Raw genomic sequence first — 12018 nt, forward strand, 5'->3', positions numbered from 1 at the left:
TGCGGCAACAGGAGGAACCATGCCGGCAGTGGAGTTCCGGGCGGCGCGGGATTTCCTGCTCGCCCATCGCGAGGACCTCGCGACGGCGTACGAGAAGTTCCGCTGGCCGGTCCTGACCGGGTTCAACTGGGCCCTGGACTGGTTCGACCGCATCGCGGACGGCAACGACGGCCCGGCCCTGTGGATCGTCGAGGAGGACGGCTCGGAGGCCAGGTACTCGTTCGCCGACCTGTCCCGCCGCTCCAACCAGGTCGCCAACCACCTGCGCGCCGCCGGGGTGCGGCGCGGCGACCGGATCGTCCTGATGCTCGGCAACCAGGTCGAGCTGTGGGAGACGGTGCTCGCCGCGATCAAGCTCGGCGCGGTGCTGATCCCGTGCACGCCGCTGCTCGGCCCGGCCGACCTCCGCGACCGGCTCACGAGGGGACGGGCCCGCCATGTGGTGGCGGGCTCGGCCGACGTCGCGAAGTTCGACGGGCTGGACGGCGACTACACCCGGATCGCCGTCGGCGCTCCGGTCGAGGGATGGCTCCGCTACGACGCGGCGTACGAGGCGGACGAGGCGTTCACCCCGTACGGCGCGACCCGGGCGTCCGACACGCTGCTGCTGTACTTCACCTCGGGGACCACCGCGCGGGCCAAGCTGGTCGAGCACACGCACGCGTCCTACCCGGCGGGACACCTGTCGACGATGTACTGGCTCGGGCTGCGGCCCGGCGACGTGCACCTCAACATCTCCTCGCCCGGCTGGGCCAAGCACGCGTGGAGCAACGTGTTCGCGCCGTGGAACGCCGAGGCGTGCGTGTTCATCTTCAACTACACCCGCTTCGACCCCGACCGGCTCCTCGACACCCTGGACCGCTGCGGCGTGACCAGTTTCTGCGCGCCGCCGACGGTGTGGCGGATGCTGATCCAGGCCGACCTGACCCGGCTGGCGGCGCCGCCGCGCGAGGTGGTCGCGGCGGGCGAGCCGCTCAACCCCGAGGTGATCGAGCGGGTCCGGACGGCCTGGGACCGGACGATCCGCGACGGCTTCGGGCAGACCGAGACGACCGTGCAGATCGCCAACACGCCGGGCCGGCCGGTCAAGCCGGGCTCGATGGGACGGCCCGTCCCCGGCTACCGGGTCGAGCTGATCGACCCGGTGACCGGCGAGCGCGGCGACGAGGGCGAGATCTGCCTCGACCTGGACGACCGCCCGCTCGGGCTGATGACCGGCTACCACGGCGACCCGGACCGCACCGCCGAGGCGATGGCGGGCGGTTTCTACCACACCGGCGACATCGGCTCCCGGGACGCCGACGGCTACATCACCTACGTCGGCCGCTCCGACGACGTGTTCAAGGCGTCCGATTACAAGATCTCCCCGTTCGAACTGGAGAGCGTGCTGATCGAGCACGAGGCGGTGGCCGAGGCCGCGGTGGTGCCCTCGCCCGACCCGCTGCGGCTCGCGGTGCCCAAGGCGTACGTGACGCTCGCCGCGGGCTGGGAGCCGACCGCGGCGACCGCGAAGGCGATCTTCGCGCACAGCCGGGCCGGGCTGTCGGCCTACAAGCGGGTGCGGCTGCTGGAGTTCGGCGAGCTGCCCAAGACCATCTCCGGCAAGATCCGCCGAGTCGAGCTGCGCGCGGGTGAGGTGGACCGGCACCCCGACGCGGACGCCCGGCCCGCCGGCGAGTTCCGTGAGGAGGACCTGCGATGACGGGCCGGACCGCGCCCTCGTACGCCTCCGGCACGTCGGCGGTGCCGCTGCTCGGCGACACGATCGGCGCCAACCTCGACCGCACCGTCGCCGCGTTCGCCGACCGGGACGCGCTGGTCGACCGCCCGTCCGGACGGCGCTGGACCTACGACCGGCTCGCCGCCGACGTGGACGCGGTCGCGCTCGGCCTGCTGGACCTCGGCGTCGGGACCGGCGACCGGGTCGGCGTCTGGGCGCCCAACTGCCCCGAGTGGACGCTGGTGCAGTACGCCACCGCCAAGATCGGCGCGATCCTGGTCACCATCAACCCGTCCTACCGGGTGCACGAGCTGGAGTACGTGCTCAACCAGGCCGGGGTCCGCACGCTGGTGGCCGTGCCGGCGTTCAAGAACTCCGACTACGCCGGGATGATCGAGGAGGTGCGGCCGTCCTGCCCGGCGCTGCGCGAGGTGCTGCTGATCGGGCTGGACGGCTGGGACGCGCTGCTGGCGGCCGGCCGGGCCGGCGACCGTACCCGGCTCGCCGCGATCGGCGCCGGGCTGAGCACCGACGACCCGATCAACATTCAGTACACCAGCGGCACCACGGGGTTCCCGAAGGGCGCGACGCTCTCGCACCACAACATCCTCAACAACGGCTACTTCGTCGGCGAGCTGTGCGGCTACGACGAGGAGGACCGGATCTGCCTGCCGGTGCCGTTCTACCACTGCTTCGGCATGGTGATGGGCAACCTGGCGGCGACCACCCACGGCGCCTGCGTGGTGATCCCGGCGCCCGGCTTCGACCCGGCCGCGACGCTGGAGGCGTGCGCCGCCGAGCGCTGCACCTCGCTGTACGGCGTCCCGACGATGTTCATCGCGATGCTGGCCGAGCCGTCCGCCACCACCCTGGACCTGTCCTGCCTGCGCACCGGGATCATGGCCGGGTCGCCGTGCCCGGTCGAGGTGATGAAGCAGGTCGTCGAGCGGTTCGGGATGGGCGAGGTGGCGATCTGCTACGGCATGACCGAGACCTCCCCGGTGTCCGTCCAGACCCGCGCGGGCGATTCGGCCGAGCTGCGGGTCTCCACGGTCGGAACCGTCCACCCGCACCTGGAGGTCAAGGTCGTCGACCCCGCCACCGGGGTCACCGTGCCGCGCGGCGCGCCGGGCGAGCTGTGCACCCGCGGCTACTCGGTGATGCTCGGCTACTGGGACGAGCCCGACAAGACCGCCGAGGTGATCGACGCGGCCCGCTGGATGCACACCGGCGACCTGGCCGTGATGGACGGCGCGGGCTACCTGAGCATCACCGGCCGGATCAAGGACATGGTGATCCGCGGCGGCGAGAACGTCTACCCGCGGGAGGTCGAGGAGTTCCTCCACACCCACCCCGACATCGTGGACGCGCAGGTCATCGGGGTCCCCGACGCCAAGTACGGGGAGGAGCTGATGGCGTGGGTGCGGCTGCGTCCGGGCGTCTCGGCGCTCACCGCCGCGGACCTGCGCGCGTTCTGCGCCGAGCGGCTGGCGCACTTCAAGATCCCCCGGTACGTGCACGTGGTGGACGAGTTCCCGATGACGATCACCGGGAAGGTCCGCAAGGTGCAGATGCGCGCCGAGGCGGCCGGCATCCTCGGCCTGCCCGCCGCCGACGCGGCGCGAGGCTGAGCCGCGCCATGGCGCACACGGCCGCGCCGGGCCCGAGGCCCTTTTCCCTCCCGGCCTGACCGGGCATGCTTCTGGACATGGGTGACGATGCCGGCGCGGTCCGCTCCGCGGTGCTCTCCCTGCACCGCGCCACCGGGCTGCCCATGGTGTTCGGCGGCGCGCTGAACGGCCGCGACCGGCTGCGCATCACCGAACTGGTGGGGCACACCACCGACTCCCTCGACGGGCTGGTGGTGCGGCAGGGCAACGGCCTCGGGGGCAAGGCGATGGCGATGGGCCGCCCGGTCTGGGTCAGCGACTACCCGCGGGCGACCGCGATCAGCCACGACTACGACCGGCCGGTGGGGCGCGAGGGGCTGCTGTCGATCGTCGCGGTGCCGATCGTGGTGCGGCGGCACGTCCGCGGTGTGCTGTACGGGGCGCTGCGCGAGCCGCTGTCGCTGGCCGACCGGGTGGTCACCGCGGCCATGCAGGCGGCCCGCGACCTGGAGCAGGACCTCGCCGTCCAGGACCGGGCCGACCAGGCGCTGGCCGCCGCGTGGCGCGAGGCCGTCCCGCCCTGCGGGGGCGGGCCCCCGGCCGGGGACGGCCGGGCGGGTTCGCCCGCCGCGCGCTGGGAGGAGGTCCGCGCCGTCCACGCCGACCTGCGCGGGCTGGCCGAGCAGGTGCGCGACCCGCACACGCGGGAACGGCTGCGCGAGGCGTCGGTGCGGCTGGCGGCGGCCGGACGGCTCACCGCCGCCCCGCCGGACCGCGCCGCCGGCCGGCCCGGCCCCGCGGACCCCGGCAGCCCGCCCCGGCCGGTGCTGTCGCCGCGCGAGCTGGACGTGCTGTCGCACGTGGCGGTCGGCTGCACCAACGCCGAGGCCGCGCGGCGGCTCGGGCTGCTGCCCGAGACGGTGAAGAGCTACCTGCGCTCGGCCATGCGCAAGCTCGACAGCCATACCCGGCTGGAGGCCGTCACCACGGCCCGCCGCGCCGGCCTGCTGCCCTGACGCCACCCCGCCATGCCTCGGCCCGCCCCGCGCCGAGGCGGCGGGGCGGGCCGGGACCAGGGGTGGGCCGGGACGGCGCTCAGACGACGGTGCTGAGCAGACCCGCGACGGCGAAGCCGACCAGCGACAGGATGGTCTCCAGCACGGTCCAGGTCTTCAGCGTGTCGCGAACCGACATGTTGAAGTAGCGGGACACGATCCAGAAGCCGCCGTCGTTGACGTGCGAGGCGAAGATCGACCCGGCCGAGATGGCGATCGCGATCAGCGCCAGGTGCGGCTGGGAGTGGTCGCCGCCGGCGACCAGCGGCGCGACGATCCCGCCGGTGGTGACGATCGCGACGGTCGCCGAGCCCTGCGCGAGCCGCAGTCCGCAGCTGATCAGGTAGGCCAGCACGATGGTCGGCAGGCCCGCGTCCGACAGCGTGCCGGCCAGCGCCTTGCCGACGCCGGTGGCGGAGATGACCGCGCCGAAGAACGCGCCCGCGCCGATCACCAGCATGATCATGCCGATCGGGCGGAGCGACCGGGCGGCCAGCTCGGACAGCTCGGTGACCGAGATGCCGCGGCGCACGCCGAGCAGCCACATCGCCAGCAGCACCGCGAGGCTGAGCGCCACCGTGGGGTTGCCGAGCAGGGTCAGCGGCGGCAGCGCGGCGCTGCCCTTCCACCAGACCGTGCCGAAGGTGGCGAGCAGGATCAGCAGCATCGGCACCGCGATGATCAGCAGGACGAGGGACAGCGGCGGCTCGGGACGCGCCGGGGCGGCGGTGCCCTCGCCGCCCGTGCCCGCGCCGCCCGCGGCCTCGCGCTCCTGCTCGGCGATCACGTAGTCGGCGGGGACGCCGACGATGACGCGCTTGCCGATCCAGGCGCCCCAGGCGACGCCGGCGGCGAGGAACGCGGGGATGCCGCAGATCAGGCCCATCACGATGAGCCAGCCGAGGGAGACGCCGAGCAGCCCGGCGGCGGCGACCGGCCCGGGGTGCGGGGGCAGGAACGCGTGCGTCATCGACAGGCCGGCCAGGAGCGGCAGCGCGTACAGCACCAGCGACCGGCCGCCGCGCTTGGCGGTGACGTAGACCAGCGGCGCCAGCACGAAGATGCCGACGTCGAAGAAGACCGGGATGCCCAGGACCAGCCCGGACAGGCCCATCGCGAGGGGCGCGCCGCGCTCGCCGAAGATGCCGAGCAGCCGCCGGGTCAGCACGTCGGCGCCGCCGGAGGCCTCCAGGATCGCGCCGAGGATGGTGCCGAGCCCGACGATCGGCGCGATATGGCCGAGGATGCCGCCGAATCCGGTCTCCAGCAGGGACGTCTTGGAGTTCAGCGCGCTGCCGACGATCTGGTCGACGCTGAGCCCGGCGGCGAGCGCCAGCAGCAGCGAGGCGACCAGCAGCGAGACGAACGGCTCCAGCTTGATCTTGATGATCAGGAAGAGCAGGACCGCGATGGACGCCGCGGACAGCAAGAGCAGCCCGCCCGTCTCGTGTTGCAGCCAATGGATCATCGGGGTGGCCTTCCGGTCGTGAAGGGGGGTGGTGAATCGGACGGGGGCATCGAGATCGGGGGATTCATCGGGTTCGTGGGTGGACGGGGTCGAGGGGGCAGCCGGGCGGGGTCATCGGGTGGAGCCGTCCGGGGCGCGGCGCAGCGACCGGCCGGGCAGGGCCCCGGTCGGACGGCCGTCCTCGATGACGGCGGTGCCGCCGACCAGGACGTGCGGGATGCCCTCGGGCTGTCGCCGGGGGTCGTCGAAGGTGCCGGCGTCGCGGACGGTGGCGGGGTCGAACAGCACCAGGTCGGCGTGGTGGCCGAGCCGGACCAGGCCGCGGCCGGTGAGTCTGAGCCGCCGCGCGGCCCGTCCGGTGAGGTGCGCGACGCACTCCTCCAGGGACAGGACGCCGAGCTCGCGGACGTAGCGGGCGAGGTAGCGCGGGAAGGTCCCCCACGCGCGCGGGTGCGGCTTCGCGGCGGCGAGGAGGCCGTCGCTGCCGCCGGTGTGCGCGGGGTGCCGCATGATCGCCTGGACGTTCTCCTCGTGCCCGACGTGCTGGAGGATCGTGGTGGCGAGGTCGTCGGCGATCAGCCGCTCGCAGTAGACCTCGAACGCGGGCCGCCCGGAGTCGGCGGCGAGCCCGGCGACGGTCCGGCCGACCACGGTGGCGTTCGGGGAGCCGGAGATCTCGATGGTGTCCCACTCGGCCGGGACGCCGTGGCAGCCGTCGGACCCCTCGACCTCCATCGCGTGCCGGATCCGGTCGCGTTCGCGCGGGTCGGCGAGCCGGGCGAGGGTCGCGGCGGGGCCGCCCTCGCTCGCCCAGCTCGGCAGCAGCGCGGCGAGCGTCGTGGAGCCGGGCAGGTAGGGGTAGGTGTCGAGGGTGATGTCGCAGCCGTCCGCGATCGCCTCGTCCAGGAGGCGGAGCAGGTCGGGGGCGCGGCCCTTGTTGACGCCGAAGTTCATCGTCGCGTGGGCCAGGTGCAGGGGGCAGCCGGTGCGCCGCGACAGCTCGACCATCTCGGCGTACGCCTCGAGCGCGCCCGCGCCGTACGAGCGGTGGTGCGGCGCGTAGAAGCCGCCGAGCGCGCCGACGACCCGGCACAGTTCGGCCAGCTCGTCGCCGCCCGCGTACATGCCGGGCACGTAGGTGAGGCCGCTGGACATGCCGACGGCGCCCTCGCGCATCCCGGTGGCGACCAGCTCGCGCATCCGGTCCAGCTCGGCGGGCGTCGGCGGGCGGGCGTCCCAGCCCATCGCGAGCATCCGCACCGTGCCCTGCGGCACCAGGTAGCAGGCGTTGACGGCGATGCCCCGGTCGAGCCGGTCCAGGTACTCGCCGACACCGCGCCACGACCAGTCGAAGCCGGCCGGGTCGCCGTTCCAGCCCGCGATGGTGCGGCGGATCTCGGGGAGGGTCCGGTCGTCGACCGGCGCGTACGACAGCCCGTCCTGCCCGATGACCTCGCAGGTGACGCCCTGCCCGATCTTGGCGAGGTGATCGGGCTCGGCGAGCAGCGCGAGGTCGGAGTGGGCGTGCATGTCGATGAACCCGGGGGCGAGGACGAGGCCGTCGCCGTCGAGCACCCGCCCGCCGGTGAGGCGGCGGCCGATCCCGGTGATCCGGCCGCCGGCCACGGTCACGTCGGCGACCCGGCCGGGGGCGCCGGTGCCGTCCACGACGGTGGCGCCGCGGATCAGCAGGCCGGGCATCAGAACCACGTCCTGACCAGGTCGACCAGCACGGGGCGGTCGGCGTGGGCGTCGTCGACGACCGGGACGAGTGTCCACTTGTCGAGTGCGGTGCACGGGTGCGACAGGCCGAACCGGACGACGTCGCCGACCTCCACGCGGGCGCCCACCAGGAACGTGTGCTGGTCGTTGAGCGCGGTGACGCGGGCGCCCGCGAGCGCCGCGTCCGCGCCGTCCGCGCCCTTCGCGCCGTCCGTGCCTTTCGCGGCGCGGACGAGCTGCGGCTCGGGCAGGCCCTCGTCGAACGGCAGGTCGCGCTTGCCCGCGTCGAGCAGGGCGAGGCCGGGCTCGGGACGGGACAGCACGCGCGCCCAGCCGTGCATCGCCGACCGGAGCCGCGCGCCGTCGCCCGCCCCCCGGCCGAACGGGGAGATCTGCCGGTAGAAGCCGTCGTCGTGCACGATGTAGGCGCCGGGCCGCAGCACCACCTGGCCGGGCAGCCCGCCGAGGACGTCCGCGACCTGGTCGAAGTAGACGCTGCCGCCGGCGGTGACGACCGGGGCGTCGACCTCGTGGTCGAGGCTCCGGTGCAGGCCCGCCAGCCTGCGCAGGTAGTGGTCGACGGCGGCGCGGCCGTCCGCGGAGGCGTCGTGGGCGAGCGCGCCCTCGTACCCGGCGGTCCCGGCGAGCCGGAGGGTCGGCGCCCTGCGGACGGCCTCCGCGACGGCCCGCGCCCCGTCGTCGTCGCGGACCCCGGTGCGGCCGTGCGGGGCGCCGAGCTCGACACAGACGTCGACGGGACGCTGCGCCCGCGCCGCGCGCAGGGCCCGGTCCATCAGCTCGGCCGAGCGCACCGAGTCGACCCAGGACACGAACGCGAACCCGGGGTCGCCGTCCTGCTCGGCGGCCAGCCACGCCAGCCCGGCCGGGTCGAGCAGCGCGCTGGCGAGCATCACGCGGGTGACGCCGAAGGCGCGGGCGACGCGGAGCTGCGGGAGGTTGGCGACCGTGATGCCCCAGGCGCCGGCGTCGAGCTGCCGCCGCCACAGCGCCGGGGCCATCGTGGTCTTGCCGTGCGGCGCGAGCTCGACGCCGGCCGCGGCCGTCCATGCGGCCATCACGCGTACGTTGTGGTCCAGGGCGCCCGCGTCGAGGGTCAGCAGCGGGGTGCCGAAGTCGTCCAGCGGCGGCCGGGACCGCCGGAACTCGGCGACCGTCGCGCCGTGCGCCGCGGCCGGGACCGCCTTGAACCGCCAGTCGAGCCGCTCGTCGCCGAGCGCGTCGACGGCCGCGCCGTCGAGCGTAGCCACCATCAGGACCTCCTTGATTGCACGTACCGCAACGGCCATTGCATTCTGTGCTGCTGCGGTTGTAGCATCGCCGTCGCATGCAGGTCAACGGGCCGGCATCGAATCGTGACCGCGATACCGAGAGGGGCCGATGAAAAGCGTGCCGCTGGCCGTTTGCGTGGGCGAATCATTGGCCGCGCTGCTCCCCGACCGACCCGGCCCCCTGGAGGACGTGGCCGCGTTCCGGCACTCCATCGGCGGCGCCGAGGCCAACGTGGCGCGCGGACTGGTGGCGTTCGGCGTGCCGACCGCGTGGGTCGGGCGGGTCGGCGACGACGGTTTCGGCCGCCGCATCGTCCGCGACCTCGCCGCCGCGGGCATCGACACCCGCGCCGTGACCGTCGACCCCGTCCGGGCCACCGGCCTGTACGTGAAGGAGACCGGTCCGGACGGCAGCGTCCTGCACTACTACCGCGACGGTTCGGCGGGCGCCGCGCTCACCGCCGGGCTCCTGGACGAGCCGCCGCTCAGCGCCGCGCGCCTCGTCCACCTGTCGGGCATCACCGCCGCGCTGTCGGACGGCGCGCTCGACCTGGTCGCCGCCCTCCTGCGGCGGCCCCGGCCCGGCCGGCTGGTGAGCTTCGACCTCAACTGGCGGCCCGCGCTGTGGCGCGACCGCGACACCTCCGTGCTCCGACCGCTGCTGGACGCCGCCGACATCGTCCTGCTCGGCGCCGACGAGGCCGCCGAGGCGCTCGGCACCGGCGACCCCGCCGAGCTGCGCGCGCTGCTCCCCGGGCCCGAGACCATCGTGGTCAAGGACGACGCGCACCGCGCGACCGCGCTGACCCGCTCGGCGCCGCCGGTGGAGGAGCCCGCGCTGTCCGTCGAGGTGGTCGAGCGGGTCGGGGCGGGGGACGCGTTCGCCGCCGGCTACCTGACCGGTACGCTCCGCGGATACGACCAGCGCCGTCGCCTGCGCCTCGGTCACCTCGCCGCCGCGTCCACCCTCGTGGTGCACGGCGATCACGGCCCTCCACCGCCGCCCGCGCTCGTCGACGACCTGCTCGCCGCGACCCCCGGCGAATGGGCCGCGACGACCGTGCGCGCGACCGGCGTCGCGCGCGGGGACCGGGCCCGCGGCGAGGGCGCACCGAACGAGGGGGCGCGATGAGCCAGAGCCTGGCGCGCGGACTGCTGATCCTGAACGATCTGGGCGAGGGGCCGCGGACCCTGGACGAGCTGGCCGCCACGGTCGGCGTGCACAAGACCACCGTGCTGCGGCTGCTGCGCACGATGGAGGAGCAGCGGTTCGTCCACCGCGACGACGCGCACCGCTTCCACCTCGGCTCGGGCCTGTTCGCGCTGTCGGGCGCCGCGCTCGACCAGCGCGGCGTGCGCGGCATCGCCGCCCCGCACCTGGCCCGGCTGAACGAGGCGACCGGGCACACCGTCCACCTCGGCGTCTACGAGGGCGGCGAGGTCGTCTACCTCGACAAGTACGACTCCCGGCACTCGATCCGGATGTACTCCCGGGTCGGGCTGCGGATGCCGCTGCACGCCACCGCGATCGCCAAGGTGCTGCTCGCCGACCTGCCCGAGGCGCGCCGCCGCGAGGTCGCCGCCACGATCGAGTACACCCCCTTCACCGAACACACCATCACCGGTCCCCGCGACCTGCTCGCCGAGCTGGTCCGGGTGGCCGAGCGGGGCTTCGCGATGGACGACGCCGAGCACGAGACGTTCATCCGCTGCCTCGCCGCGCCGGTCCGCGCGGCCGGCGGACGGGTCGTCGCAGCGGCGTCGATCTCCGTCCCGGACATCGTGCTCGACCGCGACCGGACGCTGGAGCTGCTGCCCGAGCTGCTCGCCACCGCCCGCGCCATCTCCGCCGAGTGCGGCCACACCCGATGAGGAACCCGATGACCGACAAGACCCAGATCAGCACCACCGCCGCCCCGGCCGCCGCCTGGGCGTTCTCCCAGGGCGTCCGCAAGGGTCCGATGCTCCAGGTCTCGGGGCAGGGCCCGCAGGACCCGGCGGACGGCGCGTACCTGTACCCCGGCGACGTGAAGGCGCAGACGCGCCGCGTCCTGGAGAACATCAAGGCGATCCTGGACGCGGGCGGCGCGAGCGTCGAGGACGTGCTGATGTTCCGCGTCTACCTGACCACCCGCGACGACTTCGCCGCGATGAACGAGGCGTACACCGAGTTCGTGAAGGAGAACTGCCCGAGCGGCGTCCTCCCCAGCCGCACGACCGTCGCCGTCGGCCTCCCGCATCCCGCGATGCTCGTCGAGATCGACGCCCTGGCCTGCGTCGCCTGACCGGTCCCGTCCGCCGCGCGCGCAGGGCGGTCACCGCGCGGCACCTGCCTTGTGCGGCGCCCGCCGGAAGGCGCCGGCGCGCGGGTCAGCGGTGCGCGACGCCGCCGAGACGGCCGGTCGCGGCGAGTTCGAGGGTGATCAGGACGGCGGCCGACTCGATCGCCAGCAGCCCGATGAGCACCAGGAGCTGGGTCGCGCCGGCCTGGACCGGGTCGGCGCCGCCCAGCAGCACGCCGACGAACGCGCCGGGCAGCGTGACCAGCCCGACGGTGCGGGTCTGGTCGAGCACGGGGACGAGCGCGAGCGCGACGGCGGGTCGGCACACCTCCAGCGCAGCGTCCCGGGGCATCAGGCCGAGCGCGAGACCGCCCTCGTACTCGCCGCGCCGCGTCCGCAGCTCGTCCAGCGCACGGCGCCCGGCCAGCGCGGTCGCGGTCATCGCGCCGCCGATCAGGATGCCCGCGATCGGCAGCACCGCGACCGGGCGCAGCGGGACGAGCGTCGAGCCGAGCAGCAGCGCCAGTACCGGCACGACCCCCGCGACGATCGGCAGCGCCGTCCACCAGGGCGGGGCCGACACGCGGCGGCCCGCGGTGAGGGCGGCGACCCCCACCATCCCGGCGATGAACGCGGCCGTCCAGCCGGCGCTGCCGAGCACCGCCGTGATGAGCAGCGAGACCACCGTGAGCTGCGCGGTCGCGCGCGCCGCGGCGACCACGACCTCGCGGGCCAGGCCGAGCCCGCCGAGCCGCGCCAGCAGCGCCGCGACCGCGGTGAGGGCGAGCAGGACCAGCCCGAGCAGCGGTCCGACCGCAGGTGCCGCGCTCATCGCCCGCCCCCGTTTCTCATCCGCCGTCCCGGTTGAGCCG

At 74.6% G+C, this 12018-nt stretch carries 10 protein-coding genes; 6 read left to right on the forward strand and 4 right to left on the reverse strand.

The genetic code is table 11. The features are described 5' to 3' along the window. The first annotated feature begins 19 nt into the window (after nt 1–19). From QP090_RS13795 to QP090_RS13805, 3 genes are all read left to right on the forward strand, one after another. Nucleotides 20–1702, forward strand: coding sequence for an AMP-binding protein (locus QP090_RS13795; RefSeq protein WP_285939204.1), 1683 nt, complete (start codon nt 20–22; stop codon nt 1700–1702). Further along, nucleotides 1699–3351: an AMP-binding protein gene (locus QP090_RS13800; RefSeq protein WP_285939206.1), complete on the forward strand. Its 1653-nt coding sequence runs from the start codon at nt 1699–1701 to the stop codon at nt 3349–3351. The genes QP090_RS13795 and QP090_RS13800 overlap by 4 nt, the downstream gene beginning before the upstream one ends. A gap of 77 nt (nt 3352–3428) precedes the next feature. Beyond that, nucleotides 3429–4346 (forward strand): helix-turn-helix transcriptional regulator, encoded by a 918-nt coding sequence (locus QP090_RS13805; RefSeq protein WP_285939207.1) that lies wholly within the window; start codon nt 3429–3431, stop codon nt 4344–4346. A gap of 79 nt (nt 4347–4425) precedes the next feature. Here the strand turns inward: QP090_RS13805 and QP090_RS13810 are convergent, their stop codons facing one another. From QP090_RS13810 to QP090_RS13820, 3 genes are all read right to left on the reverse strand, one after another. After that, a complete protein-coding gene (locus QP090_RS13810; protein WP_285939208.1) occupies nt 4426–5853 on the reverse strand; it encodes a GntP family permease in 1428 nt (475 codons plus the stop codon). A 111-nt stretch (nt 5854–5964) separates the two neighbouring features. Continuing rightward, nucleotides 5965–7554, reverse strand: coding sequence for an N-acyl-D-amino-acid deacylase family protein (locus QP090_RS13815; protein ID WP_285939209.1), 1590 nt, complete (start codon nt 7552–7554; stop codon nt 5965–5967). Continuing rightward, nucleotides 7554–8846 (reverse strand): alanine racemase, encoded by a 1293-nt coding sequence (locus QP090_RS13820; protein ID WP_285939211.1) that lies wholly within the window; start codon nt 8844–8846, stop codon nt 7554–7556. The genes QP090_RS13815 and QP090_RS13820 overlap by 1 nt, the downstream gene beginning before the upstream one ends. A 136-nt stretch (nt 8847–8982) precedes the next feature. Here QP090_RS13820 and QP090_RS13825 point away from each other — a divergent pair, with 136 nt between their 5' ends. From QP090_RS13825 to QP090_RS13835, 3 genes are read left to right on the forward strand one after another with little or no spacing between them, the layout of a single operon-like run. After that, on the forward strand, nt 8983–9996 hold the full coding sequence (locus tag QP090_RS13825) for a sugar kinase (protein ID WP_285939212.1): 1014 nt from the start codon (nt 8983–8985) through the stop codon (nt 9994–9996). Beyond that, nucleotides 9993–10736: an IclR family transcriptional regulator gene (locus QP090_RS13830; protein ID WP_285939214.1), complete on the forward strand. Its 744-nt coding sequence runs from the start codon at nt 9993–9995 to the stop codon at nt 10734–10736. The genes QP090_RS13825 and QP090_RS13830 overlap by 4 nt, the downstream gene beginning before the upstream one ends. Before the next feature lie 8 nt (nt 10737–10744). Further along, nucleotides 10745–11149 carry a RidA family protein gene (locus QP090_RS13835; RefSeq protein WP_285939216.1) on the forward strand — a complete coding sequence of 135 codons (405 nt, stop codon included), beginning with the start codon at nt 10745–10747 and terminating at the stop codon, nt 11147–11149. A gap of 85 nt (nt 11150–11234) precedes the next feature. Here QP090_RS13835 and QP090_RS13840 read toward each other — a convergent pair whose 3' ends face one another. Beyond that, nucleotides 11235–11978: an ABC transporter permease gene (locus tag QP090_RS13840; protein WP_285939218.1), complete on the reverse strand. Its 744-nt coding sequence runs from the start codon at nt 11976–11978 to the stop codon at nt 11235–11237. Nucleotides 11979–12018 lie beyond the last annotated feature (40 nt).

The organism is Actinomadura xylanilytica (genome assembly GCF_030283145.1).
Classification (GTDB): Bacteria; Actinomycetota; Actinomycetes; order Streptosporangiales; family Streptosporangiaceae; genus Spirillospora; species Spirillospora xylanilytica.

Excerpts from the sequence above, each read along its gene's own strand:
- QP090_RS13820 (WP_285939211.1), bottom strand. The coding sequence starts at position 8,846 with ATGGTGGCTACGCTCGACGGCGCGGCCGTCGACGCGCTCGGCGACGAG.
- QP090_RS13830 (WP_285939214.1), top strand. The coding sequence starts at position 9,993 with ATGAGCCAGAGCCTGGCGCGCGGACTGCTGATCCTGAACGATCTGGGC.
- QP090_RS13810 (WP_285939208.1), bottom strand. The coding sequence starts at position 5,853 with ATGATCCATTGGCTGCAACACGAGACGGGCGGGCTGCTCTTGCTGTCC.
- QP090_RS13840 (WP_285939218.1), bottom strand. The coding sequence starts at position 11,978 with ATGAGCGCGGCACCTGCGGTCGGACCGCTGCTCGGGCTGGTCCTGCTC.
- QP090_RS13835 (WP_285939216.1), top strand. The coding sequence starts at position 10,745 with ATGACCGACAAGACCCAGATCAGCACCACCGCCGCCCCGGCCGCCGCC.
- QP090_RS13805 (WP_285939207.1), top strand. The coding sequence starts at position 3,429 with ATGGGTGACGATGCCGGCGCGGTCCGCTCCGCGGTGCTCTCCCTGCAC.
- QP090_RS13800 (WP_285939206.1), top strand. The coding sequence starts at position 1,699 with ATGACGGGCCGGACCGCGCCCTCGTACGCCTCCGGCACGTCGGCGGTG.
- QP090_RS13815 (WP_285939209.1), bottom strand. The coding sequence starts at position 7,554 with ATGCCCGGCCTGCTGATCCGCGGCGCCACCGTCGTGGACGGCACCGGC.
- QP090_RS13795 (WP_285939204.1), top strand. The coding sequence starts at position 20 with ATGCCGGCAGTGGAGTTCCGGGCGGCGCGGGATTTCCTGCTCGCCCAT.